The 26,614-nt window shown below is 64.8% G+C and carries 26 protein-coding genes; 14 read left to right on the top strand and 12 right to left on the bottom strand.

The features are described 5' to 3' along the window. Positions 1-4: 4 nt before the first annotated feature. Both HDIA_RS03440 and HDIA_RS03435 read right to left on the bottom strand, forming a co-directional pair. The gene (locus HDIA_RS03440) at positions 5-883 is read right to left on the bottom strand and encodes a carbohydrate ABC transporter permease (protein ID WP_099554373.1); all 879 of its coding nucleotides are present in this window, start codon (positions 881-883) and stop codon (positions 5-7) included. Between the two features lie 114 nt (positions 884-997). Next, entirely contained in the window at positions 998-2,428 is a 1,431-nt protein-coding gene (locus tag HDIA_RS03435) for an extracellular solute-binding protein (protein WP_099554371.1), read from the bottom strand. Positions 2,429-2,620: 192 nt separating this feature from the next. Between HDIA_RS03435 and HDIA_RS03430 the strand changes: the two genes are divergently transcribed. The 14 genes from HDIA_RS03430 (at position 2,621) to HDIA_RS03365 (ending at position 17,256) form a co-directional block, all read left to right on the top strand. Beyond that, a complete protein-coding gene (locus tag HDIA_RS03430; protein WP_099554369.1) occupies positions 2,621-3,577 on the top strand; it encodes a sugar-binding transcriptional regulator in 957 nt (318 codons plus the stop codon). A gap of 234 nt (positions 3,578-3,811) precedes the next feature. Further along, positions 3,812-4,699, top strand: coding sequence for a sugar phosphate isomerase/epimerase family protein (locus HDIA_RS03425; protein WP_099554367.1), 888 nt, complete (start codon positions 3,812-3,814; stop codon positions 4,697-4,699). Positions 4,700-4,707: 8 nt separating this feature from the next. Next, complete coding sequence (locus tag HDIA_RS03420; RefSeq protein WP_245884146.1) at positions 4,708-5,691, top strand: tagatose kinase; 984 nt, start codon at positions 4,708-4,710, stop codon at positions 5,689-5,691. Beyond that, positions 5,688-7,001, top strand: coding sequence for a D-tagatose-bisphosphate aldolase, class II, non-catalytic subunit (locus HDIA_RS03415; RefSeq protein WP_173796180.1), 1,314 nt, complete (start codon positions 5,688-5,690; stop codon positions 6,999-7,001). The genes HDIA_RS03420 and HDIA_RS03415 overlap by 4 nt, the downstream gene beginning before the upstream one ends. Then, positions 6,991-7,755: an SDR family NAD(P)-dependent oxidoreductase gene (locus HDIA_RS03410; protein WP_099554363.1), complete on the top strand. Its 765-nt coding sequence runs from the start codon at positions 6,991-6,993 to the stop codon at positions 7,753-7,755. Before HDIA_RS03415 ends, HDIA_RS03410 begins: the two co-directional genes overlap by 11 nt. An 18-nt stretch (positions 7,756-7,773) precedes the next feature. Next, positions 7,774-8,502, top strand: a complete 729-nt coding sequence (locus tag HDIA_RS03405; RefSeq protein WP_099554361.1) for an SDR family oxidoreductase — start codon at positions 7,774-7,776, stop codon at positions 8,500-8,502. Positions 8,503-8,533: 31 nt separating this feature from the next. Then, on the top strand, positions 8,534-9,262 hold the full coding sequence (locus HDIA_RS03400) for an SDR family oxidoreductase (protein WP_099554359.1): 729 nt from the start codon (positions 8,534-8,536) through the stop codon (positions 9,260-9,262). A gap of 54 nt (positions 9,263-9,316) precedes the next feature. Then, complete coding sequence (locus HDIA_RS03395; protein WP_099554357.1) at positions 9,317-10,048, top strand: SDR family oxidoreductase; 732 nt, start codon at positions 9,317-9,319, stop codon at positions 10,046-10,048. Positions 10,049-10,262: 214 nt separating this feature from the next. After that, a complete protein-coding gene (locus HDIA_RS03390; protein ID WP_342748087.1) occupies positions 10,263-11,321 on the top strand; it encodes an ABC transporter ATP-binding protein in 1,059 nt (352 codons plus the stop codon). A 45-nt stretch (positions 11,322-11,366) separates the two neighbouring features. Next, positions 11,367-12,323, top strand: a complete 957-nt coding sequence (locus tag HDIA_RS03385) for an ABC transporter substrate-binding protein (protein WP_099554353.1) — start codon at positions 11,367-11,369, stop codon at positions 12,321-12,323. Positions 12,324-12,327: 4 nt separating this feature from the next. Continuing rightward, positions 12,328-14,055 carry an ABC transporter permease gene (locus HDIA_RS03380; protein WP_245884144.1) on the top strand — a complete coding sequence of 576 codons (1,728 nt, stop codon included), beginning with the start codon at positions 12,328-12,330 and terminating at the stop codon, positions 14,053-14,055. A gap of 14 nt (positions 14,056-14,069) precedes the next feature. After that, positions 14,070-14,390 carry a hypothetical protein gene (locus HDIA_RS03375; RefSeq protein ID WP_157775201.1) on the top strand — a complete coding sequence of 107 codons (321 nt, stop codon included), beginning with the start codon at positions 14,070-14,072 and terminating at the stop codon, positions 14,388-14,390. Between the two features lie 518 nt (positions 14,391-14,908). Continuing rightward, positions 14,909-15,376 carry a pilus assembly protein N-terminal domain-containing protein gene (locus HDIA_RS25095; RefSeq protein ID WP_157775198.1) on the top strand — a complete coding sequence of 156 codons (468 nt, stop codon included), beginning with the start codon at positions 14,909-14,911 and terminating at the stop codon, positions 15,374-15,376. Positions 15,377-15,573: 197 nt separating this feature from the next. Further along, positions 15,574-17,256: a hypothetical protein gene (locus tag HDIA_RS03365; RefSeq protein ID WP_099554345.1), complete on the top strand. Its 1,683-nt coding sequence runs from the start codon at positions 15,574-15,576 to the stop codon at positions 17,254-17,256. 22 nt (positions 17,257-17,278) lie between these two features. Here the strand turns inward: HDIA_RS03365 and HDIA_RS03360 are convergent, their stop codons facing one another. The 10 genes from HDIA_RS03360 to deoA form a co-directional block, all read right to left on the bottom strand. Beyond that, on the bottom strand, positions 17,279-17,803 hold the full coding sequence (locus HDIA_RS03360) for a retropepsin-like aspartic protease family protein (RefSeq protein ID WP_157775195.1): 525 nt from the start codon (positions 17,801-17,803) through the stop codon (positions 17,279-17,281). Between the two features lie 202 nt (positions 17,804-18,005). After that, positions 18,006-18,635 carry a uracil phosphoribosyltransferase gene (gene upp / locus HDIA_RS03355; RefSeq protein WP_099554340.1) on the bottom strand — a complete coding sequence of 210 codons (630 nt, stop codon included), beginning with the start codon at positions 18,633-18,635 and terminating at the stop codon, positions 18,006-18,008. Positions 18,636-18,705: 70 nt separating this feature from the next. Further along, positions 18,706-19,926, bottom strand: a complete 1,221-nt coding sequence (locus tag HDIA_RS03350; protein ID WP_099554339.1) for a URC4/urg3 family protein — start codon at positions 19,924-19,926, stop codon at positions 18,706-18,708. Positions 19,927-19,984: 58 nt separating this feature from the next. Further along, the gene (locus tag HDIA_RS03345; protein ID WP_099558686.1) at positions 19,985-21,247 is read right to left on the bottom strand and encodes a GTP cyclohydrolase II; all 1,263 of its coding nucleotides are present in this window, start codon (positions 21,245-21,247) and stop codon (positions 19,985-19,987) included. Positions 21,248-21,317: 70 nt separating this feature from the next. After that, positions 21,318-22,313: an adenosine deaminase gene (locus HDIA_RS03340; RefSeq protein WP_099554337.1), complete on the bottom strand. Its 996-nt coding sequence runs from the start codon at positions 22,311-22,313 to the stop codon at positions 21,318-21,320. A 148-nt stretch (positions 22,314-22,461) separates the two neighbouring features. Next, positions 22,462-23,085 carry an ATP-dependent Clp protease proteolytic subunit gene (locus tag HDIA_RS03335; RefSeq protein WP_099554335.1) on the bottom strand — a complete coding sequence of 208 codons (624 nt, stop codon included), beginning with the start codon at positions 23,083-23,085 and terminating at the stop codon, positions 22,462-22,464. Between the two features lie 44 nt (positions 23,086-23,129). Further along, a complete protein-coding gene (locus tag HDIA_RS03330) occupies positions 23,130-23,489 on the bottom strand; it encodes an SRPBCC family protein (RefSeq protein ID WP_099554333.1) in 360 nt (119 codons plus the stop codon). Beyond that, positions 23,486-23,800 carry an ArsR/SmtB family transcription factor gene (locus HDIA_RS03325; RefSeq protein ID WP_099554331.1) on the bottom strand — a complete coding sequence of 105 codons (315 nt, stop codon included), beginning with the start codon at positions 23,798-23,800 and terminating at the stop codon, positions 23,486-23,488. Before HDIA_RS03325 ends, HDIA_RS03330 begins: the two co-directional genes overlap by 4 nt. Before the next feature lie 90 nt (positions 23,801-23,890). Continuing rightward, a complete protein-coding gene (locus tag HDIA_RS03320) occupies positions 23,891-25,132 on the bottom strand; it encodes a phosphopentomutase (RefSeq protein ID WP_099554329.1) in 1,242 nt (413 codons plus the stop codon). 97 nt (positions 25,133-25,229) lie between these two features. Further along, on the bottom strand, positions 25,230-26,543 hold the full coding sequence (gene deoA / locus HDIA_RS03315; protein ID WP_099554327.1) for a thymidine phosphorylase: 1,314 nt from the start codon (positions 26,541-26,543) through the stop codon (positions 25,230-25,232). Positions 26,544-26,614 lie beyond the last annotated feature (71 nt).

Here is a 26,614-nt window from a genome sequence, read left to right as displayed (position 1 = left end):
TGGATCACCCCTTCTTCGTATTCCGCGGCGCAAGCATCCCTGTGTAGAGCAGCCAGCAGACCACGATGGTGAGGTAGAGAACGATGACGGAGATCGCCGACCCGTAGCCGTAGTTCGTGCGCGGGAAGACCTCCTTGAAGATGTGCACGCCGATGTAGCGCGTGGCCGACCCCGGGCCGCCGCCGGTGAGCATCAGCACCTCGTCGACGATGCGCATCGCATCCATCAGGCGAATGAAGACGGTGGCGACGAGGGCGGGCGCGATCATCGGCAGCGTGATGTGCCAGAAGATCTGGCGCTTGTTCGCGCCGTCGATCTGCGCCTGCTCGAACGGATCGGGCGGCAGCGACACCAGCGCTGCGATCAGCGTCAGCGTGACGAGCGGCGTCCAGTGCCAGACATCCATGACGATGGTGATCACGAAGGCCGCGATGGCACTGTGGCCGATGTTCAGCTCAAGTCCGAACCAGTTCGAGAGAAGGTTCGGGATGATGCCGATCGACGGCGTCGTCATCAGCTTCCAGATCGAGCCGACGATGATCGGCGCCATGATCAGCGGCAGGGTGTGGATGGTGCGGAAGATGGCCTTGCCCGGAAAGTCCGTCATGAAGGCCTGGGCCAGGAAATAGCCGATGATCACTTCGGTCAGGACGGCAAAGAAGACGAAGGCAACGGTGACGCCGATCGAGGCGAGAAACGCCGCGTCGAAGACCAGCCGGCGGTAATTCTCCGCGCCGTTGAAGATCATGGCCGGGTCTGCGGCGAACGGGTTCCACTGATGGAACGACACGTAGAGCACGTAGAGGAAGGGCAGAACGCCGAAGAAAAACAGAACGATCAGCGTCGGCGCGAGCAGAATCCAGCCCAGTCGGCTCGATTGCATAGACTTACCCCCCGTGTCGCGATGCCGGTTGACATGCCCGCAGCGGCGGACACCTGGAAAAGAAAAAGCGGGTCGCCACAGGCAACGGCGACCCGCAGTCAGGGAGGTTAGCCCTTACTTGCGATAACCGAGATTGGTCAACTCGGCTTCGGCCTCGGCGGCCATCTGGTCAAGACCGTCGCTGGCGCTGAGTTCGCCGGTCAGGATCTTGAAGAAGGTCGGCGCGGTGGCCTCGCGAACCTGCGCATGGAACGGATAGGCAGGTGCGCCCGCGAACAGGTAGCCCTTGTCCTTCAGCAGGTCGTAGTAACCGCCGAGTTCCGTGTTCATCGCCTGGACCTTGGGGTCGTCGTAGGTCGCCTTGTTGGTCACGCGCGGCGCGGCGACGGCCCAATCGGGCTGGACCTCGTCCTGGCCCATGTATTCGAGGAACAGCGCTGCTGCTTCCTTGTTCTTCGACGTGACCGGAATGCCGAAGGCACCGCCGTCGTAGTAGCCGATGTAGCCCTTGCCGGATTCGGCATCTTCCATGACGCCGGGCGAAACCGGAGGCAGAGCGACGCCGACCTTGCCGGTGACGAGCGACTTGTTCTTGTCGGCGGCGATCCAGCCGGCGTTCTCGCCGTAGACCAGACCCTGGGCGACGCGGCCGGCGCCGAAGGTCGTGCCAACCTCGGTCCAGGTCGACTGAACCGATTCCGGCGGCGCGATGTCACGCAGATGCAGCCACCAGGTCAGCGCTTCCTTGGCCTTGTCGCTGTTCATCTGGCCACCGTGCTCGACCGAGGCGGCGTAGTTGTTGTTCGCGTCGATGCCCCAGTTGTAGACGCCGAAGGTCGGCGCGATCGACTCGAAATACTCGTACCAGGAGGCGACGTGACCGGTGTGGGCCTGAGCGGTGGTGCCCCACAGGTCCATGTTGTGGTCCTTGCCCCACTGCGTGAAGAACTCGGCGATCTCCGTGTATTCTTCGTGGGTCGTGGCCGGCGCCAGATCGCGGCCCGTCTTCTCCTTGAAGGCGGCCTTGATTTCCGGGTCGTTGAACAGATCGGTCCGGTAGAGATAGATCTTGATGAAGGCTTCCATCGGGACGCCATAGAGGTCGCCGTTGGCGCCCCTGAAGTAGTTGGCGAAGGTCGTGAACTTGTCTTCGCTGTAGGTCGGCGCCTTCAGAGCCGGGTTGTCCGCGAGCAGCTTGGTCGTATCGACGAGGAAGTCGCGCGCCAGATACGAATAGATGATGTCCTGCTCGATGTAGATCATGTCATAGATGCCGGTTCCGGCCTCCATGTCCTTGATCGCCTTGTCGTACATCTGGTCCCAGGACGTCGTCTCGATGTCGACGCGGATGCCCGTCAGCTCTTCGAACTTGGGCGCCAGCACATCCTTGATATAGTTCGACGGCGGGGTCGATTCCGTGACGCCGTGCAGGACAACGCCCTGATAGGGCTCGCCGGCCTTCTTCCAGTATGCGTCGTCGGCGAAGGCGGACGTCGCAATCGTCATCGCGAGCGCGGACGCGCCCAGTCTCAGTGCGAAATTCATGATTTCCCTCCCTTAGTTGGACGAATCGCGGTGTCCGGCGACAGTCATGCCGGATTGCGACGTCATCGGAACTCTCTTACAAATGTATGCGGACTTAATCAAGTGGTAAATGCATCTGTATCTCGAATCAGACATTTGTATAATGCAGCGCAAACCCATCTGGCGCATGCCAAGCGATATGGGAGCCCGTGAATGAACACTGATCGCAGCGATGATGGTGAAGCGTTTCTGACCGAGATCTGCTGGCACTACTATGTGAACGAGATGACCCAGGCCGAAATTGCGGCCGCGCTCGGCGTCACGCGCCTGCGCGTGAACCAGGCCATCCAGCAGGCGAAAAGCCGCGGCATGATCAAGATCCAGATCGAATCGCCCTTTCTGCCGCGCGTCGAGCTGCAGGAAGAGCTGAAGGCGAAATACGGGCTTGAGGATGCGATCGTCTCGCCCGCCAACCGCGAATCCTACGACTTCCATCTGCCGGTCGGCGCGGCCCTTGCGAGCTACCTGACCGCGAGGATCGTTTCGGAAGGGTGGAAACGGATGGGCGTCTCCTGGGGCGTCACCCTGCAAAGCGCGATCAGCAAGATCGTGCGCCAGTCGCTTCCCGAGTGCGAGATCATCTCGATGATCGGCGGCACGTCAAAGGGCGCGACGTTCAATTCGTTCGGCATCGCCTCCGGTTTCGCCGAACGACTCGGCGCGAATTACTCGCTTCTGGCCGCCCCCATTTTCCTGTCGGACCAGGTGGACCGCGACTCCTTCCTGTCGCAGGAGATCTTCCAGGAGCATTTCGCCAAGTTCAACACGCTCGATGTCGCCATCCTGACGGCCAGCAACGTGTCCTCCCATTCCTACCTGATCTCGACGGGACTGCCGCAGGAGGTCAGCAAGGAGGACCTTTCCGCCGCCGGCGCGGTCGGCGACGTCGTCGGCCGCTTTCTCGACGAGAAGGGCAACGCCGTTTCGACGAGGCTGGACGACCGCACGATCGGGATCGATCTCAACACCCTCAAGTCCGTACCGATACGCGTGCTGGCGGCGGCGGGCCGGCACAAGGTCGAGATCATCGATGCCGCGATTTCCGGCGGCATCGCCAACCGGCTCATCACCGACGACGTGACCGCCGAGTTGCTTCTTCAAAAGGCTTGATGCGCCTGGGTTCGGAATGACCGGGATGGGCCATTGCGGGCGCATGGCCCGAACAATATCGCGCGACCACGAAAAATCATTTGTATTCCTTCAAATGCAATTGTAAAACCAATCGACTTCGCGAACCCGCCCCATGTGCCATCGGCGACGGACTTTCCCGGACCGAGATCGTCAAAGCCGCCATGCGCATGGGAGCGCCAATAACCGCGAAGCGCGAGGGAGAGAGCGGGCATCATGCGCAGATTGGGCATTCATTCGTTTGTCTGGACGAACGGCGAGACCCAGGAGGGCCTCGAGATGGCGCTCGAGAGTTCCGCCCGGCATGGCTACCGCATGATCGAGTTCGCCTATCTTCGCCCGGAAAAATTCGATCTCGATCGCCTGGCGAGAAAAGCACAGGATCTCGACATCGAGATCGTCGTCACGATGGGCCTGCCCGCGCATGCGGATGTCTCGAGCGAAGATGCGGCGGTCGTTGCCAGGGGCACCACGCTTCTCGCCGATGCCGTCAAGGCGGTGCGGGACATCGGCGGAATCCGCCTCGGCGGGATCCTCTACTCCATGCATGGCAAATACGATTCCATGCCGACCCGTGCCGGCTGGATGAACAGCGCAGGCGCGATCGCGGCAACGGCGGAGGTCGCCAAGGCGTGCGGCGTGCAACTGGTTCTGGAAGTCGTGAACCGCTTTGAGTCCAATGTGCTCAACACCACCGCCCAGGGCCTGAAGTTCATCGAAGACACCGGCCGAGACGACGTCTTCCTGCACCTTGATTCCTTCCACATGAACATCGAGGAGGCCGATCCCGCGGGCGCCATTCGCCTCGCCGGCGACAAGGTCACCTATTTCCATTTCAACGAGAACTATCGCGGTTACCTCGGCACCGGGACCATCGACTTCCCGGCCATTTTCGACGCCCTCGTCGATATCGGGTTCCACGACCGCGACATCGTCTTCGAGAGCTTTTCCAGCGCCGTCGTCGACGAGGCGCTGTCGCGGGTCTGCGGCATCTGGCGCGACACCTGGGACGACGCCAATCCGCTTGCCGCCCACGCCCGGCAGTTCATCGAGATGCGATGGGCCGAGGCGCTGCGGCGCCGCGATGTCAACGCCCGGCCGTGAGCACCCAAATGGCGCAGGAAACCACTCTGGCTCCGGACAGCCTCGGACCGACCGTCTGCGTCGGCGAGATCCTCGTCGAAATCGTCGCCACGACCATCGGCGGCGGCTTTCTGGAAGCGCAGCCGCTGTTTGGCCCGTTCCCGAGCGGAGCGCCGGCGATTTTCATCGACCAGTGCGCCAGAATGGGCGGGGCGGCCGCCATGGTCGGTGCCGTCGGAGATGACAACTTCGGCCGAGTGAACACGCGGCGACTCGCCGCGGACGGCGTCGACGTGTCCGCGATCTCCATCGACCCGGGCCTTCCGACCGGCAGCGCGTTCGTGCGCTACCGCGCGGATGGTTCGCGCGACTTCGTCTACAACATCGGCACGTCGGCGGCCGCCCGTTTCGGCTGGACCGAGACCGTCCGTTCGCTGATCGGCCGCGCCGGGCACCTGCACGTCATGGGCTCCGCCCTGTCCATGCCGGCGGCATGGGACGTTATCGAAAAGGCTGTGGGCGTGATCAAGGCGCGCGGCGGCTCCGTTTCGCTCGACCCCAATCTTCGCAAGGAAATCCGCTACGACGGCGAAACCGAGGCGCGTTTCGCGAAGCTTGTCGGGCTCTGCGATCTCCTGCTGCCCTCCGGCGACGAGCTTGAACGGGCCGCCGGCGTCGATGGGCAGGAGGCAGCGATCGGGCGGCTGTTCGACCTGGGCGTCGGAGAAATCGCGCTCAAGCAGGGCATGGACGGGGCAACCGTCTTCACCCGCGACGGCCAATCCGTTCACGCACCGGCCTTCGCCGTGGAGGAAGCCGACCCGACCGGCGCCGGAGACTGCTTCGGGGGCGCCTATGTCGCGTGCCGCAGGCTCGGATCGCCGATCGCGGACGCTCTCACCTATGCCACGGCGGCCGGCGCCCGCAACGTGACCGTTCTCGGACCCATGGAAGGCGCGGGCACGCGCGCCGAACTCGACGCATTCATCGCTTCGACGGAAAGGCGGGTATGATGCAGGTGAAGCTCGACCAGTTGGCCGCCTATCGGCGCAGCGACAAACCGCGCGGTATCGTCTCGGTCTGTTCCGCGCATCCGCTCGTGCTCAGGGCGGCGCTCAGGAACGGGCGAAGGACCGGCACGACCGTTCTGATCGAGGCGACCTGCAACCAGGTCAACCATCTCGGCGGCTACACGGGCATGACGCCTGAGGATTTCGCCGACCTCGTCTTCGATCTGGCCGACCAGGAAGGCTGCCCTCGGGACCAGATCGTCATCGGCGGGGATCATCTCGGCCCGAACCCCTGGCGGTCGCGGCCGGCGGCAGAGGCGATGGCCGAGGCCGAAGCGATGGTCGCCGCCTATGTCGCCGCCGGTTTTCGCAAGATCCATCTGGACGCCTCGATGGGCTGCGCGGGCGAGCCCCTCGCCCTTGACGATGCGACGACCGCCGAGCGGGCGTGCCGCCTGGCGCGGGTTGCCGAGGAGACCGCGCGTGCGGCCGGCAACGGCATGCCCGTCTACATCATTGGCACCGAGGTACCCCCGCCCGGCGGCGCGGACCATGCGTTGACCGACGTTCCGCCGACCGATCCGGATGCGGCCCGCAAGACCATCGCCATCCACCGCAAGACCTTCTCGAAGGCCGGACTGGACGAAGCGTTTTCGCGCGTCATCGGCCTCGTCGTCCAGCCAGGCGTCGAGTTCGGCAACCAGAATGTGGTGCGCTACGACCGCCAGAGGGCGCAGCCGCTCGTCAACATTCTGGACGACGAGCCCAACCTCGTCTTCGAGGCCCATTCGACCGACTACCAGGGCATCGAACCGCTCCGCGAACTCGTCGAGGACGGCTTCGGCATCCTGAAGGTCGGTCCGGAACTCACCTTCGTCCTGCGCGAGACGCTCTACGCGCTCGATCTCATCGCCTCCGATCTCGATCCGGCCTATGGCGAGCGCTCGCTCAAGGCCGCGATGGACACGATGATGCTCGCCGACCCAGGCTTCTGGAAAGGCCACTACAACGGCGATCCGGCCACGATCCGCATGCTCCGCCATTATTCGCTGTCCGACCGCATCCGCTACTACTGGCCGAAAGACGAGGCCGCCGGGGCCGTCGATCACCTTCTCGATACGCTGCGCGGCAAGTCCGTGCCCCTGCCCCTCATCTGGCAGCATCTTCCGGACGGGAGCCAGTTCGCAGGCAAGCCGCTGCAGCCCGAGGACGTGCTGATCTGGCGCGTCACGAAAGCGCTCGACGCCTATCAGGCGGCTTGCGGGACAGGCGGCACCGCCGCCGCAACAAAGGACGCCACCCATGTCGCTTGATCAATTCCGCCTTGACGGCAAGGTCGCCCTGATCACCGGAGGCAATCGCGGCATCGGCCTTGCGATCGCAAAGCTGTTCCTGGAAGCCGGCGCGAAATGCATGCTGACCGGGCGCAGCGAGACCGTCGAGCTGACGGAACTTCTGGCCGGCAACCCGGACACCTCAAGCTGGATCGCGGCCGATGTCACGGAGCCGGACACCGGCGAAAAGCTCGTCGCCGCGACGCTGGAGAAATTCGGCAGCCTCGATGTCCTCGTCAACAACGCCGGCGTTGCCGCCAACGGCAATTTCCATGAATTCGACGACGAGAAGCTCGCCTACATCATGGAGACGAACCTGATCGCGCCGTTCCGGATCGCGCGCGCGGCCATCAGGCCGATGCTGGAAAAGGGCGCCGGCGCCATCGTCAACATCGGCTCGATCTCGGGCATGGTGTCCAACAAGCCGCAGCTCCAGGTGGCCTACAATTCCTCAAAGGCCGCCGTCCACCAGATGACCACGACAATGGCGTTCGAATATGCCGGCAGGGGCATCCGGGTGAACGCACTCGCGCCGGGCTACGTCGTCTCCGACATGACCAAGGGTGGCATCGCCAGGGAAGACTGGAACCGGACCTGGACGGAAAACACCCCCATGGGCCGTTTCGCACAGCCGGAAGAGATGGCCACCTGCGCCCTGTTCCTTGCCTCCGACGCCGCCTCCTACGTCACCGGGGCAACCCTCGTCGCCGACGGCGGATACACCACGCACTGAGTTGAAGGGCGCACTTTCATGAACAGCTTCGCCGACAAGACCGTCATCATCACCGGCGCCGGCAAGGGCATCGGACGCGCCTGCGCGGAACTCATGGCACAGCGCGGCGCGCATGTCGTTGCCATGGCCCGCACGCCGTCCGATCTGGAAACGCTCGCCTCCGGCATTGGAGCAAGGACCATCACGGTCGATCTTGCCGACAACGCCGCCGCGCGCGCCGCCATGACCGAAGCAGGCACCGCCGATTACCTCATCAACTGCGCCGGCACCAACGTTCTGGAAAGCGTGCTCGACATGACGGAAGACGGCTACGAAACCGTCATGGGCATCAATCTGCGCGCGGCCCTGATCTGTGCGCAGGAATTCGCGCGCGCCCGGGTCAAGGCCGGCGGCGGCGGCGCCATCGTCAACGTCACCTCGATCGCCGGCCATCGCGGCTTTCAGGACCACATGGTCTACGCCGCATCGAAGGCCGGGCTGGAGGGCGCGACCCGCGTCATGGCCAAGGAACTCGGGCCTCACGGCATCCGGGTCAACGCGGTCGCGCCGACGGTGACCATGACCGAACTGGCGGCTGCCGCCTGGTCCGATCCGGCCAAGAAGGACCCGATGATGGTTCGCCATCCCATGGGCCGCTTCGCCGAGGTCGAGGACGTCGCCCGCTCCATCGCCATGCTTCTTTCCGATGACGCGCCGGTCGTAACCGGCGCCGTTCTTCCCATCGACGGCGGCTTCCTGGCCGTCTGAACCGCGAACCTCACTATCTGGAGACCCCACTATGGCAGAATCCCTTTCGGGCAAAGTCGCCGCCGTCACCGGTGCCGCATCCGGCATCGGCCTTGCCACCACGCGGGCGCTGCTCGACGCGGGCGCCACGGTCGTCATGGTTGACTATGATGAAGCCGCCCTGACGAGGCTCGGCGGCGAACTGGGCAAGAATGCGATCCCCCAGGTCACCAACCTTCTCGACGCCGAGAGCTGCAGCGCGATGGTTCCGGGCATTCTGGAAAAGGCCGGGAAACTCGACATCATGCACTGCAACGCCGGCACCTATATCGGCGGCGACCTGATCGAGACCGACACGGCGACCATCGACCGGATGCTGAACCTCAACGTCAATGCGGTCATGAAGAACGTCCGCGACGTGATCCCGCACATGATGGAACGCGGCACGGGCGACATCGTCGTCACATGCTCGGTCGCCGGTCACATGCCGATCCAGTGGGAGCCCGTCTATTCCGGGTCGAAATGGGCGATCACATGCTTCGTGCAGACGATGCGCCGCCAGCTCAACAAGCACGGCATCCGTGTCGGGCAGGTGTCCCCAGGCCCCGTCATCTCCGCGCTGCTCGCCGACTGGCCGGAAGAGAACCTGAGGAAGGCCAAGGAAAGCGGCAGCCTGATCGAGCCGACGGAAGTGTCGGAAGCGATCATGTTCATGCTGACCCGCCCCCGGAACGTGACGATCCGCGACATGGTCGTGCTGCCGACGAATTTCGACATCTGACCCGACGAGCGCAGCCGGGGGCTGTTCTTCACCCGCCACAGGAGGCTTACCGACATGGGCGATCTCAAGGGGCTGACCGCCCTCATCACCGGCGCTGCCGGCGGCATCGGCGAGGCCATGGCGGAGGCCTTTGCCGATGCCGGCGCCCGGCTCGCGCTTGTCGACATAGCCGATTCATCGGCGCTCGCAACGCGGCTTGGCGATGAGCACCGGAGCTTCGCGCTGGACCTCGAGGATCCGGACGCCATCAAGGCCACGGTCGAGCGGATCGGCCGCGAGATGGGGATCGACATTCTCGTCAACAATGCCGGCCTCGGCATCATCTTTCCGGCCGAGGAACCAAATCTCGATGCCTGGGACAGGACCATGCGGATCAATCTGCGCGGCCCCTGGCTCATGGGCGCGGCGGCCCTGCCCTATCTCAAGGTTTCGGGCCGCGGCCGTGTCATCAACATCTCCTCGCAAGCGGGGGTGATCGCCATCGAGGAGCATGCCGCTTACGGCGCCAGCAAGGCGGGCCTGATCAACCTGACGAAGGTGATGGCGATCGAGTGGGCCAGGTTCGGCATCACCGCCAACGCGATCGCGCCAACCGTGGTCGAAACGCCAATGGCCCTTGTCGGCTGGTCGGGCGAGAAGGGCGTCAAGGCCCGGCAGGATATCCCTGTCGGGCGCTTCGCAAAGCCTTCGGAGATCGCCGCGGCCGCGCTCTATCTCGCGTCGTACGAGGCGGCCATCATCAACGGCGCGGTGCTGATGGCCGATGGCGGCTTCAGCTGCCGGTAGCCGCGCAGATCCCGCGCGCCGTTTCTGCCGTTCCTGAGAGAATGCGACCGCCGATCCTCCTGTTTCCGGTCAATTCCTGACTCTCCCGCACAAGGTTCATCAAACTGTCATCCCGTCCGAATAGTCCCAACCCATCAGGGGGACTTACGACAGGCGGGGTGACATGTTGGCGCCGAGACAAAGGCCTGAAAGCCCGGCTTTAGCCGGTGCCAGCGTGTCCGCACGCGGACTCGGCAAGAGTTTTGGCGGCAAACCGATCCTGACCTCCGTCGATCTCGACATCGCGCCAGGCGAGGTCGTCGCGCTCCTCGGCTCATCCGGGTCGGGCAAGACCACGCTCCTGCGCATGATCGCTGGCCTACTGGCGCCCTCGCACGGCAGCGTTTCGATCGGCGATGATGTCGTCGCGGACGCGGGCACCGGCAAGCTCGTGCCGCCGGAGCGCCGCTCGATCGGCATGGTGTTCCAGGACTATGCGCTCTGGCCGCACATGACGGTGGCCGGCAACGTCTCCTTTCCCCTTGAAATGAAGGGCGTCAACGGCGAGGAACGGGCGCGCCGGGTGCGCGATGCGCTCGACCTCGTCGACCTCGGCGCCTTCGCCGACCGCTCGCCGTCGACGCTCTCCGGCGGCCAGCAGCAGCGGGTCGCCCTTGCGCGTGCCATCGTCTCGCAGCCGTCCGTCATTCTCTTCGACGAGCCGCTCTCCAATCTCGACCGCGAGCTTCGCGACCAGCTCGTCGTCGATATCGCGGCGCTCGTCCGCTCGCTCGGTCTCACCGGCGTCTACGTCACCCACGACCACGGCGAGGCCTTCGCCATTGCCGACCGCGTCGCGGTGATGGCCGGCGGCGGCATCGTCCAGATCGCCCCGCCGGAGCATCTCGTCGCCCGGCCGGAAAGCGCCGAAGTCGCAAGCTTCCTGAAGCTCGGGCTCATCGCCCCCGGCCATCTCGCGGACGGCAAGGTGACATTCCAGGACAGTGCCGACGTCCTTGCCACACCGGGCGGGTTCAACGGCCATGCCGGGCCGGGAGATCTGTTCCTGCCACGCGGCGCGCTCCGCATCGTCGCGCCGGAGGCGGCCTCGCTGACCGGCACCGTCGTGCGCTCGACCTTCCGCGGCGAGGGCTACACGACCCGCATCCAGCTTTCCTGCGGCTTCGACGTCGACCTGCCCAACGACGAACGCCTGCGCGACAACGCGCCTGTCGGCGTCGACGTCGTCTGGGACCGCGCCCGCTGGTTCCCGGCCACCGCAACCTCCGTCTGACCCACGAACGATCCGACCGACATTCACGAACAGGGAGATTTGACCATGAAGACATTGCTTCGACTGCTGGCGGCCGCCGCCATCGGAACGGTGCTTGCCGGCACCGCCCAGGCCGAGACCGTCACCGTCTATTCCGCCGGCCCCGGCGGCCTCATCAAGAAACTTGCCGCCGGCTTCCAGAAGAAGACCGGCAACGAGGTCGAGGTCTTCCAGGCGACGACCGGCAAGGTGATGGCGCGGCTTGCCGCCGAGCAGGCCAACCCCGTCGCCGACGTCGTGATCTCCGCCTCCTGGGACACCGCGACCCAGTTCGACAAGGACGGCCTGCTGCTCGACTACACCAGCCCGAACGCGGAAAAGGTGCCGGACTTCCTGAAGGCCCCGACCTATGTCGCCCAAGGCATTTCGGCGCTCGCCATCGCCTGGAACACCAAGAGCGGCACGCCGGAACCCACCGACTGGTCCGACCTTGCCAAGCCAGAATACAAGGACCTCGTCACGATGCCCGATCCGGCCAGCTCCGGTTCGGCCTATGAGCTCGTCGCCGCGCTCGCCTCCGACGAGGCCATCGGCTGGAAGCTCTTCGAGGATCTTTCGGCCAACGGCATGATCGTGCCCGGCGCCAACGCGCAGGCGCTGAACCCGGTGCTGCAGGGTGCCAAGGCGGTCGTCTTCGGCGCCGTCGACTACCAGTCCTTCGGCCAGATCAAGAAGGGCGAGTCGCTCAAGGTCATCTTCCCGAAGAGCGGCACCGTCATCGCGCCCCGCCCGATGATGATCCTGAAGTCGTCGCAGCATCAGGACGCTGCCAAGGCGTTCATCGACTACGTCCTGTCGGACGAAGGCCAGGCGGCCGTTGCCGGCGCGGATCTGATGCCGGCGCGCAGCGATGTCGGCGCCGATCGTCCTCTCATGTCCGACCTCAAGCTGCTGTCGGTCGATCCGTCGACGGACCGCAAGGCCATCCTCGCGCATTTCGCCGAGATCTTCGCGGCGAACTGAGGACGTGGCGCTTTCCCGTCGCTCACGCGAGCGGAGCCAGACAGAGGGCGGCGGCCTCGCCGCCCTCGTCGCTCCAGTTCTTCTCGTCCTCATCGCCTGGCCGCTCAGCTTCATCGTCCTTCAGGCGATCTTTCCCGAGATCGGCGCCGGCTCGCTCGCGCGTCCCTTCGCGCTTGTCTCCGAGACGCTGTCCGATCCCAGGCTTGTCGAATGGACTTTCAACACGCTCAAGCTCGGCCTTGGCGTGATGGTCGGCTCGTTTGTCGTCGGCGTGCCGCTCGGCATGCTGCGCGGACTTTTCAAGGTGCCCGGCGGCGGCCTTTGGGACGTGCTCTTCACCGTCCCCTTCACCATCCCGCCCTATATCGCGGCGCTCGGCTGGATCTTCGCTCTGCAACCGCACGGCTATCTCGACCAGATCGCCGGCTTCAATGTCGGCAAGTTCCTGTTTTCCTACTGGGGCGTCGTCTTTGTCATGACGCTCAACGTCTTTCCCGTCGTCTATTTCGCCGTCTCGCGCAGCGTTGCCGCAATCTCGGGCCGCTATCTGGAGGCCGCGCGCGTCTGCGGTGCAGCACCAAGCGTGAGCTTCCGGCGCATCCTGCTGCCGCTCACCGCGCCGGCCATCGCGGCCAGTCTGCTTCTCGTCTTCGCCATGTCGATCGAGGAGTTCGGCACGCCGGCCGTCCTTGCCGCCCGCTCCGGCTTCCTCGTCCTCGTGACCGGCGTCGAGCAGCGCCTCTCCGACTATCCGATCGATCTTCCCGGCGCCGCCATGCTCTCGATCGTCCTCGTGATGCTGGCGCTCGCGGCCTTCGTCGGCCAGCACTGGATCGTCAACCGGCGCGATACCGGCGCCATGTCCGGCAAGCCGTCGCGGCAGGAACTGATGGAGCTTGGGCGCTACAAGCCGCTGGTGCTCGCAGGCTTTGCGGCCGTCGCCACCGTCGGAACGATGGCGCCGATTGCCAGTGTCCTGATCACCGCCTCCACGCGCACGATTTCCGGTGGTCTTGCCGCCGACAACCTGTCCCTCGACAATTTCCGCGGCCTCGCCGACCAGACGTCGGGCGCCATGGAAGCGCTTCTGACGAGCTTTTCGCTCGGTATCGGCACGGCGCTGATCACCGGCCTCGTCGGCGTGCTGACGGCCCTCGTCACCGTGCGGCAGAAGACGCGGATGGCGCGCGTCCTCGATTTCCTCAGCCTCGTGCCCAACACGATCCCCGGCGTCGTCATCGCGGTCGGCCTCATCCTCGCATGGACGCAGCCCTGGCTGCCGCTGACGGTCTACAACACGCCGTGGGTGCTGGTCTTTGCCTATTGCTGCCTGCTCCTGCCCTATCCGGTGCGCTACGCGACGACGGCCGTGCGGCAGATGGGCAGCGGCCTGGAAGACGCCGCACGGGTGTTCGGCGCACGGCCCGTTACGCTGATCCTGCGCATCGTCCTGCCCCTGATCCTGCCGAGCATGGTCGCGGCGATGCTGCTCGTCTTCGCCGTCGCCTCGCGCGAACTCGTCGCGACGATCCTGCTCGCCCCGCTTGGGACCGAGACCATTGCGACCTTCATCTGGAACCAGTTCGAGCAGGGCTCGGTCGGCCTCGGCATGGCCATGAGCTCGGTCGCCATCCTTGTGACGCTCTCGGTGCCGGCGCTTGCCGCGCTCGTGTCCCGGCGCTTTGCCGCCACGGCCAGCGACAAGGCGCGGGCGGGCACGCAGTCCGCCTGAGCGGATCCCTGTTCATGAACGACGATCAGTCCTATCTTTACGCGATAGCCCTTTTTCAGGACGGAGCAACCGGCCAAGCAAGAAGAAGAGGTAACGCCATGAGCGAGCTTCCTTACGACGGCTATCGTTTCAAGCACCGCAAACCCGGCCAGCATCAGCCGAATGGAGGACTGGAGCGTTTCGTGCTCGTCGTCGCGCGCACGATGGATGACGCGATCAGTGCCATCAAGGAGCAGACCACCTCTCCCGCGAGGGGCTTCATCTGGTCGACATCGGGTCCGACGTTCTGTCGGAGGCCCGCAGGCGCGGCCTCAGCAACGGCGAAGCCCGGCTGATCTGAGTCCTTGCCGCAGGGCTTCCTCAAGACGAGGACGAGGCAGCCCACGAGAGACAGACCGGTTCTCATCGCGCCATCCGCGATGAGAACCGGTCTGTCTCTCGCATGGACGGCGGAATCGCCCGCCTTCGACCTCTCTTCGGAGGCTGGCGGTGCCGCTTGTGGCCGCCGACGAGAGGCCGATCCACCCGCCTCAATGCTCAAAAGCTCGACGATTGGCCGGTCAGGACCGGGTCTTCATTCGCGCCGGGTGATCGGCGAAGACCGTTATTCTCGGAATTTCCATGTGTTTTCTGTTTGTTTACCAAGCCTCTTCATGATTGGCGCAAGGTAAGTCCGGCAATTCCGGGCTGGCGGGACATGGCAATCGATCGAGAGGCGGAGGCTTCGGGCGGCCCAGAGTGGGGCGCCGCGGCGCCAGACGCACGTCTTGCCCGCCGAAGAGTTCTGCCGGAGGCGGTCATCAGCGGTTCTGCCGCCAAGACCGGTCATCGGCGTAACGAGTGCGAGGCAATCATGGTTCATTTTCTTGTCCGCAGCAGTCTAGCCGGTCTTCTCCTGCTGGGATTCGGCTCTGCCGCCAGCGCCGAGGAGACGGTCGTGGTGAACATGGACCAGGCCAAGGTCATGCACATCTCCGCTCCGGCTGCCACGGTCATCATCGGCAATCCGTCGATCGCCGACGCCACCATCCAGGACCGGCAGACGCTCGTCATCACGGGGCGCGGCTACGGCACCACCAATTTCATCGTGCTCGACGAAAAGGGCGAGGCGATCGCGGATGCGCAGGTTCGTGTCGAGGCGCCGGACAGGGACGTGGTGACGATCTTCCGCCACAACGCGGCCGGCCGCTCGACCTATTCCTGCGGCGACATCTGCCAGCCGATGATCAATGTCGGCGACGATCCGGGCAGCTACGGCATCGTCCTCGACCAGACGAAGTCCCGCAACAGCAACGCAGCCACGCGCGGCGGAGTTCAGTAGCCGTCGCCAGCCCACCGGCGGCGGACGACATGATCGCAAGGCAGAATGACGCGCAAGGCCCATGCCCCCTCTTCCGGTCAGCAGTACGGGACGCACCCCGGCGGCACCGCCGCGGGCGGGTGTGCTGACGGTCGTCGGCGGCTCCGCGGCGCGGTGATCGACGACCTCTCCTCTTCGAGCCGGAGCGGGCGGTGGCCATGACGAAGGATAAGGCCAAATCCGAGGGCTCCGGGCGCAAGCTCATCAAGTTCTCCCTCCCGTCGGCCATCAGCGCGACGTTCATCGTCGCGTCCCTGACCTTCGTGGTCACGGTCGGCGGTATCAACGCGGCCATCTTCTTCATCGGTAAACTGCGCTACACCGAAGAACTCGCCAATCTGCGCAAGACGAGCATCGCGCTCCTGCAGTCGGCGATCGATCCGCGCTTCCAGAGCAAGGCCGAAGAGATCGGCCGCGTCGGCACTCGTCTCGTCGTGATCGACGCCCTCAAGGGTGCGTCGATCTTCGATGCGACCGGCAGCCAGCTTGAAACCTTCGGCGAGCGGCCGTTCACGACGTTCAACGCCATCCGCCACGGTGTCATACCCGCGCCCGAAAGCAGCGAGGAGGCGCGCGCCGAGTTTCACATCAGCCCGGAAGAATCCCAGACCGCCTACCACCTGCTGATCCGGGTCGACACCTCCCAGATGCTGGCACGCGTCGCCGCCAATCTCAGGCAGTTGCGCATCATGTCGGTCATGATCGGGCTGCTCGTCTCGCTTTTCTCCGGCTTTCTGGTGCGCCAGCGCATCGCCTTGCCGGCCAAGCGCATCAACCGCATCGTCCGCGAGGCCCTGCTGACGCCGACCCGCGCGGGCGAGGAGCGATGCGACATCGGACGGCGCGACGAGATTGGCCACCTCGCGCGCGAGATCGACGATTTCCTGCTCCAGTTCGCGGCGGCCTGGCGGACGAAGGTGATGGTGGCGGACATGCTGCTCTCGACCTCCCCGATCGGCGTCATCCAGTTCTCCGACAAAGGCGTCATCCTTGCCGCCAATCCGGCCGCACACAGCCTCGTCAACCTCGAATTCGACCAAGGCGGCAAGGAACTGCCCCGAACGCTCCGCCTGACGGCGTCCGATCAGACCGTCTCGCTCGACAAGGCCGGCGTGAACTTCGGGACCGAGACCTATCTGGTCGAGGCGATGGAAGCCCCGACACCGACCTACCTGCTGGCCAGCGCCGTCGCCAATGAGGACACCGAGGGCTTCAAGACGACCGTTCTCCTGCTGACGGACGCAACGAAACTCTACAAGGAACGGCTCTCCCTCATCGAGGAGCGCGACCGCGGCTGGCGCGATGTCGAGGAACGCTCGCGGCGGCAACTGGAACTGAAGATGATGCTGGAGAGCTGCCTCAGCCTGATGGCGCCCGCTCCCAGCGGTCCGGACGGGTCGATCGAGCCGATGCCCATGGCCGAGGCCTGGATCAACGACGCGCAGGCGGTCGGCCTCGTAAAGAGCGCGGAAAGCTCGGTCGAGGCGCCGACGGTCAGCGGCGACTCACACGACATCGACGCCGTGATGCGGCTTGCCCTGCTGACGGCGATGGCCCGCATCGGCAAGTCTCCGGTGGACATCGTCGTGGAGGGCAAGGGCATCAACTTCGAGACGGCGGCCTACACCGTCCGCGCCCGCGCGCCGGCTGCCGGCGCCGAGCTCGCCGATGCCTCCTCCAACGCTACGGACTGGAATCTGGCGCTGGCAGCGCTCAGGGTCGCCATCAAGCGCGTCAAGGGCCAGATGGTGGATTTCTCGGCGACCGACGAAGAGGTCAGCGTGCGCATGATCCTGCGCGGCGCGTCCGAGCGCCTGTCCACCGGCATGGCCGGGCGATAGGAAGCCTCCGGGCTTGCCGCCGTCAGTCCGCGAGGACGAGTTGGCCGCCCGAAATCTCGAAACGCTCCAGCCGGCTCAGGAAGCTCATGCCCAGGAGATTGGTCTGCAGGGACTCGTCCGGCATGACGATGGCCTCGACGTCGTTGAGCTCGATGGCGTCGATCCGCATCGACGCAATCCGGACCGGCGCACCGAACGCCTGACCGTTGGCGGTATTGATCGGCTGCCGGTAGTCGTTGCGCCCAACGAAGATACCCACGCGCCGGGCGTCGCTCTCGCGCAGGGCCACCACCGTCGCGCCGGTGTCGGCCAGCATGCGCGTCGGCGTGCTGTTCAGCATCATCGACATGACGAAATGCCCGCGCGGATCGCTCGGCACCAGCACCTCGTGCCCGCCAAGACGCGGCAAAGCGGCATCGTCCGGGGATGCGACGGTTGCGGTCGCTACAACGGCGAGGTCGTCCCTGGCGCCAAGTTGTTCAAGGTCCGGCACCATCCAGGCGACAACCGTCAGCAGGCACAGAACGGCAAAGACGAGGCGCGCCATCAGGCGGTCTCCCTTTCTCGGCAGGCCGCGTCCGCACGGAACAAGGCCCATCCATCGAAACTCAGGGAGACGAGTTTTTGCAATCTGGTGTGAAGCTGACGTAAAGGCGGGCCCCGACACAGCGAAGGGGCCCTCGGTTCCGCTCACCATGGTTCAGGAAGCGTGACCCGAAACACTCAGATGCCGTGCAAACCGGCGCGACCTACTTGGTGCCGTACATCCGGTCGCCGGCATCGCCGAGCCCCGGCACGATGTAGCCCTTCTCGTTGAGCTGGCGATCGATCGCGGCGGTGTAGATCGGCACGTCGGGGAATTCGCCCCGGAACCGCTCGATGCCTTCCGGCGCGGCGAGCAGGCAGACGAAGCGCAGATCCTTCGCGCCCCGCTCCTTCAGCCGTTCGACCGCCGCCACCGCCGAATTGGCCGTCGCCAGCATCGGGTCGACGACGATGGTCAGGCGGTCGCCGATGTCTTCCGGCGCCTTGAAATAGTATTCCACCGCCGTCAGCGTCTTCGGATCACGGTAGAGGCCGACATGGGCGACGCGGGCGGCCGGCACGAGATCGAGCATGCCCTCCAGAAGACCGTTGCCGGCGCGCAGCACCGAGGCGAAGACCAGCTTCTTGCCGTGCAGGGTCGGCGCCATCATGGTCTCGAGCGGTGTTTCGATCTCGACGTCGGAGAGTTCCAGGTCGCGGGTGACTTCGTAGCAAAGCAGCGTGGCGATCTCGCGCAAGAGACGGCGAAAGCCTGCCGTCGACGTTCTCTTGTCGCGCATGATGGTCAGCTTGTGCTGCACCAGCGGATGATCGATTACCGTTACGCCCTGCATCTTGCCCCCGAAGTCCCTCGCCTTGCCGGCATTCCCACTGAGCCAGCACAGTATCCAACGCCGCCGCGGTTTAGAAGACCGTTCCGTCGCTCTCCACCATGATCGGCGGCCCCCCGCCCGGACGCTTCGCGCGCGCGATCTTGCGCCCGGCCGACCAGGTGCCGCCTTCGAGCACGCGTGCCAGCGGCAGGCTTTCGGATGTCTCGCCGAGCTTCCGGCGGATCACCTCCGCGATCCGGTCGAGCAGCGCGACCGTCAGCGCCCGCCATTCCACGACAAGCGCCGAGTCCACCGTATGAGACCTTTCGGCGTCGGCCGGATCCTTCAGCGCGATCACGTCGAGATCGAGAAAGAGACCGCCATTGCGGTATTCCGGCAGGCCGGTCAGGCCATCCACGTCGGTGACCGTGATGCCGCACCATTCGAGCGGCTCGATCAGCGAATAGGAGAGCCACTGCGACAGCTTGTGGAAGGGGACGAGGCCGGTCGTCACGTCGTCGGTGACGAGGCCCGGATACGGCCAGCAATCACCGAGATCGACACCCTCCAGCACCGTGCGCCCCGGCCAGATGGGGCCGAGCGTTTGCAGCACCGCCTCCAGAATGGCTGTTGCCGGCAGTACGCCGTCGACGGCCTTCGCGGCGAGATCGTCGAAGAGACCGCCCGGGCGCGGGTCGTCCTCCATGGCAAAGACATCCGCGTTGGCGCTGACGACCTGGCCGAGGCGATTGAGAAGTCCGGCCCGGCCCTCCAGCCCGACCATGGGGTTCGCCCCGTCGACCTGGAAGCCGGACGCAATCTCCTCAAGCGAGACGCCCGCAAGCGCCGCCGCGTCGGCGCGGAGGGGATCGGCCGCGTTGTTGGAGAACAGCCCCGAGATGAACATGGCAAGGCTGGCAACACCAAGCCCCTCGGAGCGGGAAAAGGTCTTGCCGGTCGCGGCTTCCTCATAGGACCAGTCGGGACCGGCCCCTGCGTCAAGCAGCACCGAGACGATGGCCAGATCGAAGGCCGCCCGTCCCGCTTCGGCGGCAGAGGCGAACTGACGCGCGGCACAGATCTCCGCCCAGCGGTCGATACCGCCTGCCTCGAAGTGCCGCCAGCGGGCGTGGAACGGAATGTCGAGATCCGGATAGTTCTCGCGCATGACCGCGATGACGTAGTCGGCGGCGGCATCGAGCCGCGCAAGGTCGACGGTGAAATGGGAGAGCCCGCCAGCCTCGCCGAGCGCCAGCATGCGGCCGGCCCGCTCACGAACGGCAGTGGCGGAGAGAAGGTCTTGAGGTGTCATGAAAGAGAAGATGCCTTTGCGTCGTCAGACCGGATGATCCTGTTGTGTGATCCGATCCTCAATATTCCTCGATCGGCCGGCCCTTGGTCGACAGCAGATCCTCGACGGCGGGAGGCGCCTCCGGCGTGAAATAGCCGGCCGCCTTCTTGGCCTCCATTTCGACCATGGCGTCGATGGGAATGAGGTCGGCGGGGATCGGCACGCGCTCGCCGATCTCGATGCCCGAGCCGGTGATGGCGTCGTATTTCATGTCCGACATGGAGACGAACCGGTCGATCCGGGTAATCCCCAGCCAATGCAGCACGTCGGGCATCAACTGCTGGAAGCGGGCATCCTGGACACCCGCGACGCACTCGGTGCGCTCGAAGTATTTCGCCGCGGTGTCGCCGCCTTCCTGGCGCTTGCGGGCATTGTAGACGAGGAACTTGGTCACCTCGCCGAGCGCCCTGCCCTCCTTGCGATTGTAGACGACGAGGCCGGCGCCGCCCGCCTGCGCTTCCTTCACGCATTCCTCGATGCCATGAATGAGATAGGGCCGGCAGGTGCAGATATCCGAGCCGAAAACATCAGATCCATTGCATTCGTCATGCACACGGCAGGTGAGCCGACGCTTGGGATCGGCAATCGCCGACGGATCGCCGAAGATATAGAGCGTGATGCCGCCGATGGGCGGCAGGAAGACGTCGAGGTCCGGCCGTGTGACGAGTTCGGGATACATGCCCGCCGTCTGCTCGAAGAGCGTGCGGCGCAGTTTTTCGTCCGAGACGCCGAAGCGTTCGGCGATGCCCGGCAGATACCACACGGGATCGACGGCCGCCTTGACGACCGAGATCTCGCCGCCCTCGCGCACGATGTCGCCATCGACCTTCAGGCGCTGGTCGCGGATCGCCTGCTGCAGTTCCATCACGGTGAGGCGCGCCTTGGTGATGGCAATCGTCGGGCGGATATCGACGCCCTCGGCGATGAGGTCGCCATAGAGGCTGGCCACCATGTGACCGAAGGGATCGAGCGAGACGATCTTGCCGGGCGTTCCCCACTGCGGAAACGGTCCGACGCCGACGACCGGGGAGGTGTTGGTCAGATCCGGCCGCTGGATGGGATTGAGCGCACCGGAGGACACCGCCAGCGCGCGATAGAGCGAATAGCTGCCGCCGTGGCTGCCGATCGTGTTGCGATCGCCGGCGCGAGAGACCGTGCCGATGACCGGCCCGCGCTCCAGCGGGTCCGCCGCACCCCACTTGATGGGGTAGCGGATGGGGGCGCCGGCGCCGGGGTGCGAAGTCAGCCGAATGTGGCTCGTCCGATTGCCACTGTCGCTCATCATAGCCTGCCGAATGTCTGGAGCGGATGGCCCCGTCAAGGAAAGGAATCCGAATTATGGTCCTGATTTATCAGGAAGTGAAGGCTTCGCCGTTCAACATCTGTTGCCTCAGCCGGGTCTTGACGGTCTCGTCGCAGAAGGCCGCATCGATGGCCGTTTGCGTGAACGCGAGCATCTCGCGATCCGAAAGAGTGAAGGTGTCCTGCACCATCCGGTAGTCCCGTCCGACGGTCGTGTGAAAGAAGGGCGGATCGTCGGACGAGATCGTGACCTTGATGCCCGCATCCCGCAGCCGGACGATCGGATGCCGCGGCCAGCCGGCATAGACGCCAAGCGCCACATTGGACCCGGGGCAGACTTCGAGGACGATTTCCTCGTCGGCAAGGCGGCGCATCAGATCCGCATCCTCGATCGCCCGCACACCATGGCCGATGCGGCGGACGGGGATGGCATCGAGCGTCGCCCGGACGCTTTCGGCGCCGCAGACCTCGCCCGCATGACAGGTGAGTTTCAGCCCGGCTTCCGCCGCGACGGCAAAGGCTGGCGCGAAGTCGGTCACCTCGTAGAGGCGTTCGTCGCCCGCCATGCCGAAGCCGACGACGCGTTCGTCCATCGTATGGACCGCGGTCTTCGCCGCCTTGATGGCAGCTTCGGGGCCGAAATGCCGCTCGATCAGCGGGATGATCCGCCCGACGATCCCGTGACTTTCCTCGGCGCGCCGCATGCCTTCCGAAATGCCGCCGAGATAGTCCGCGTAGGCGATGCCGCTGCGCCGGGCATGATCGGGAGAAATGAAGACCTCGGTGTAGATCACGCCTTCAAGCGCCGAGGCCACAAGATATGTTTCGGTCAGATCGGCGAAATCCTCCGCCGTCTTGAAGACGCTGGCCGCCCGGTCATAGGCCTCCAGAAAGGAGGTGAAGTCGTGCCAGCGATATCCGCCGTCCGCGTCGAACAGGCCGCCGACATCGATGTGGTAGCGGGCCGCCAGACGGCGCACGAGATCCGGCAGGGCGGCGCCCTCGATGTGACAGTGAAGCTCGACTTTGGGAATGGTGCGGGTCATGCTCTATCCGCGGATGTTCTGCAAAAGCGCTGCGACGCGGGCCGGAGCATTTCCTTTTCAGTCAGCCAAGTCAATCAAATCGGGCGGAACGACGCCGACCGGACCGGCGGCCGGTTTGGGTCGTCCCCTTCCCTGCAAATCCGCCCCTCTAAGCATCCAGATCCGGATACGATTTGACGTCTCGCGGATGCTGAATCCTGTCGATCAGTCCCCAATCGAGAGCTTCCTCCACCGTCATGAAACGGTCGCGGTCCATCCCGCTCTCGAACTCCTCGTAGCTCCGACCGCAATGCTCGGCATAAAGCCGCGTCATACGATGCTTCGTTTGCTTGATTTCCTCGGCGTGAATCAGCATGTCCGATGCCTGCCCCTGAAAGCCGCCGGAAGGCTGATGGATCAAAATGCTGGCGTTTGGCAGCGCCGCACGCTCGCCTGGCTCGCCGGCCATCAGCAGGAAGGAGCCCATCGAACGGGCGGTGCCCATGCAGAGCGTATGCACAGGGGCACGGATGTGGCGCATGGTGTCATACATCGCAAATCCGCTGGTCACGACGCCACCCGGGGAGTTGATGTAAAGATGAATCGGCTTCTTCGGGTTCTCCGCTTCCAGAAACAACAATTGCGCACAGACGAGTGCGGAAACGGCGTCGTTCACTTCGCCATTGAGAAAGATGATCCTCTCGCGCAGAAGGCGGGAGTAGATGTCGAAGGATCGCTCCCCGCGGCTGGACTGCTCGATGACCATAGGGACGAGTTGCATCGCTTCGCGCATCGGCGAACTCCAGTGTTTCTGAAAATGACGGGACGAGTGTCGGATCAGGCTACGCGCAACAGGGGCGGATCGTTGCTATTCGCGGCGGACATGATCATGTGCGGGAAGCTTCCGTCGGCCGGTACATGGACGATCCTGAGGTGCGTTCCGCCGATCCCGTTCGGCAGAACGGTGAAGGTGACCGTGCTTTCCACAAATGGCGGTGCGCCGTCGCGCAGCGTATAGCGAAGCTCCCGTCCGGGCGTGATGATCGCCGCTTCGCTGTCGGCGAGGTCCTGCGGCGGGAGCCAATGATCGCGAAACTCCGGAATGCTGATCGCGCGCCAGACCTTTTGCGGCGGCTCATCAAGGTCGTATTCGAGTTCGATGATGGCATGGCCGTCGTCGGTCTCAACGTTGCTCATTGATCCATGTCCTTCAGCACACTCTTGAGGGCATCGATGCGCGCGGGCCAGTAGGCCCTGTATTTCGCGAGCCACTGCGCGATGGTGGCAAGTCCCTGAGGATCGACCTCGTAATTCACGAAGCGTCCATGCCGCTCTTCCCGGACAAGGCCCGCATTCCGCAAGACGGACAGATGTTGAGACATGGCGGGCTGGCTGATCTCCATGCCCTGCCGCAAAGCGCTTGCGTTCATGTTCCCGGCTGCCAATTTCTCGAAGATCGACCGCCGGGTCGGGTCTGCCAGGGCCTTGAAGATGTCTGCCTCGCTCATGCCGTCACATAAGCATACACTTATCTTATTATCAAGACCCTCCCGCTCACGGGGGTGTCGCCGTCCCGAACAGTCTTGTCTGCGCCCGTCCTAGACGGGCTGAACTTCCAGAGGGGCCAGCATGCTGGTGCCGTGGCGGCCCGCCGGAAGATGCAGCCAGTCGGCAGCGGTTTCGCCAATGTCGGCGAACGTCTGGCGGCGCCCGGCGTAGCCCGGCTTGATCCCCTGGCCAGCCATCAGGACCGGCACGATTTCGCGCGTGTGGTCCGTGCCGCGCCAGGTCGGATCGCAACCGTGATCGGCCGTCAGAATGAGGAGATCCTGTGGCTTCATGCGCGCCAGCAGTTCCGGCAGGCGGCGGTCGAAGGCCTCCAGTGCGGCGGCATAGCCGGCAACATCCCGGCGATGGCCGTAAAGCGTGTCGAAGTCGACGAAATTGGCAAAGACCAGATCGCCGGCCTTCGCGTCGTCCATCACGCCCAGGGTGGCGTCGAAGAGGGCGTCGTTGCCGGCCCCCTTGCGCACCTCGGTAACGCCGACATGGGCGAAGATGTCGCCGATCTTGCCGATGCCGAAGACCTTGTGGCCCGAGTTCTCGACGCGGTCGAGCAGCGTCGGTTCCGGCGGCGGCACGGCATAGTCGCGCCGGTTCGCCGTGCGCACGAAGCTTGCCGCATTCTCGCCGATGAAGGGGCGCGCGATGACACGGCCGATGCCGAGTGGGTCGACCAGGCGCCGGGCGATAATGCAGAGATCGAGAAGCCTTTGAAGGCCGAAATGCTCCTCATGCGCGGCGATCTGCAGGACCGAGTCCGCAGAGGTGTAGACGATCGGCTTGCCGGTGCGGATATGCTCCTCGCCGTATTCGGCGAGGATGTCCGTGCCGGAAGCGTGCTTGTTGCCAAGCAGTCCGGGGAGATTGCCCTCGCGGGTCAGAGCGTCGGTTAGGCTTTCGGGAAAGGTCGGGATCGTGTCGGGGAAATAGCCCCAGTCGAAGGGCGCCGGAACACCGGCGATTTCCCAATGGCCGGAGGGCGTATCCTTGCCTTTCGATTTTTCCTCGGCGATCGCGTAGCGCCCGAGAAGCGGCGCGGTGCTGATCCCGTCGGGCCGGCGGCCGGATGCTTCCATCGCCGCAAGACCGAGGCCAAGTGTCGCCATGGACGGCAGGGTCAGTGGGCCGGACCGCACACCCGGAATATCGGCCTTTCCGCCCGCGCAGGCGGATGCGATATGCCCCAGCGTATTTGCGCCTGCATCGCCGAAGTCTTCCGCGTCGGGTGCGCTACCTATACCGAAGCTGTCGAGAACAATGAGAAATACGCGTGCCATGTTCTCTCTTCCCCTGAACAGGGCGAATGGAAACTCAAGACTTCAGCCGCCGTTCAACCATGCAGCACCTAGTTGAACGAAACAACCAAAGGTCGGTTTATCCACCGATCTTCTCAAGGATCGCCGATCTTTCGACCGAAGCATCCTCTTTCGTCATATAGGCCTGCCTCAGCGCGAGAACAGCCCGCTCCGCATCGGCCTCGGTCGCGGCATGCACAAGCCCCAGCGGGCGATCCGGTCCAACGGAGGCTCCAAGGCCCGCCAGTTCGGAAAAGCCGACGGAGGGATCGATCGCATCGTCCGGGTTCGTCCGGCCGCCCTTCATCGCCACAACCGCAACGCCGATCTCGCGCGTCGCGATTGCCTGCACAATGCCCGGTCTTTCCGGAAAGGCAGGTTTCGTCACCGGCGCGGACGCCAGATGAAGGTCCGGCCTTTCCATCAGATCGGAAGGACCGCCGAGCCCGGCGACCATCCGCGCGAAAATCTCCGCCGCACGGCCGGACGAGAAAGCCACCCCGATCGCGTCCCGGGCGGCGGCGAGATCGGGCTGGAGTTGCCCGAGAACCAGCATTTCGGCACCAAGCTCCACCGTCACCTCGCGAAGCCGGGGATGGCTTTCCGGCCGCGTCAGGAAGTCGATCGCAAGCCGTACCTCCAAGGCGTTGCCGGCGCTGCTGCCAAGCGGCTCATTCATGTCGGTGATGAGGGCCGTCGTCGGCAGGCCAGCACCGACCGCGACCGAGACGAGACTTTCGGCGAGCCCCCTGGCGTCGTCCATCCCCGCCATGAAGGCGCCGGAGCCGCATTTGACGTCGAGCACGAGGCCGGTGAGGCCGGCAGCGAGTTTCTTCGACAGGATCGAGGCGGTGATGAGGTCGATCGATTCCACCGTGCCGGTGACATCGCGGATCGCGTAGATGCGCTTGTCGGCGGGCGCCAGATCCTCGGTCTGGCCGATGATGGCGCAGCCAACCTCGCGGACGACCTTGCGGAAAGTCTTGCTGTCCGGCTGGCTGGCGTAGCCGGGGATGGCATCGAGCTTGTCGAGCGTGCCGCCGGTATGGCCGAGGCCACGGCCGGAGATCATCGGCACGAAGCCGCCGCAGGCGGCAACGGCGGGCGCCAGCATGAGCGAGACCGTATCGCCGATGCCGCCGCTCGAATGCTTGTCGAGCGCCGGCCCCGGCAGGTCCGACCAGTCCAGCACCGTGCCGGAATCGCGCATTGCAAGGGTGAGGGCGACGCGCTCGTCCCGGCTCATGCCGCGAAAGAAGACCGCCATGGCAAAGGCGGCGATCTGTTCGCGCGAGACGGTTCCCTGGATGAGACCGCCCACGAGAAAGGCGATTTCCGCCGCGCCCAGCGTTTCCCCGTCCCGCTTTCTGCGGATGATTTCCTGCGGCAGCAAACCCCACCTCCCCGACTGCCCCTTTTCGACTCAAGGGCTTGCCTTTCAGATCAGGGTCTCTTGCCGGGGAA

The organism is Hartmannibacter diazotrophicus, assembly GCF_900231165.1.
In the GTDB taxonomy this organism is placed as follows: domain Bacteria; phylum Pseudomonadota; class Alphaproteobacteria; order Rhizobiales; family Pleomorphomonadaceae; genus Hartmannibacter; species Hartmannibacter diazotrophicus.
The sequence above is the reverse complement of the archived record's forward strand: the minus strand, read 5'-3'. Positions and strand labels throughout refer to the sequence as shown.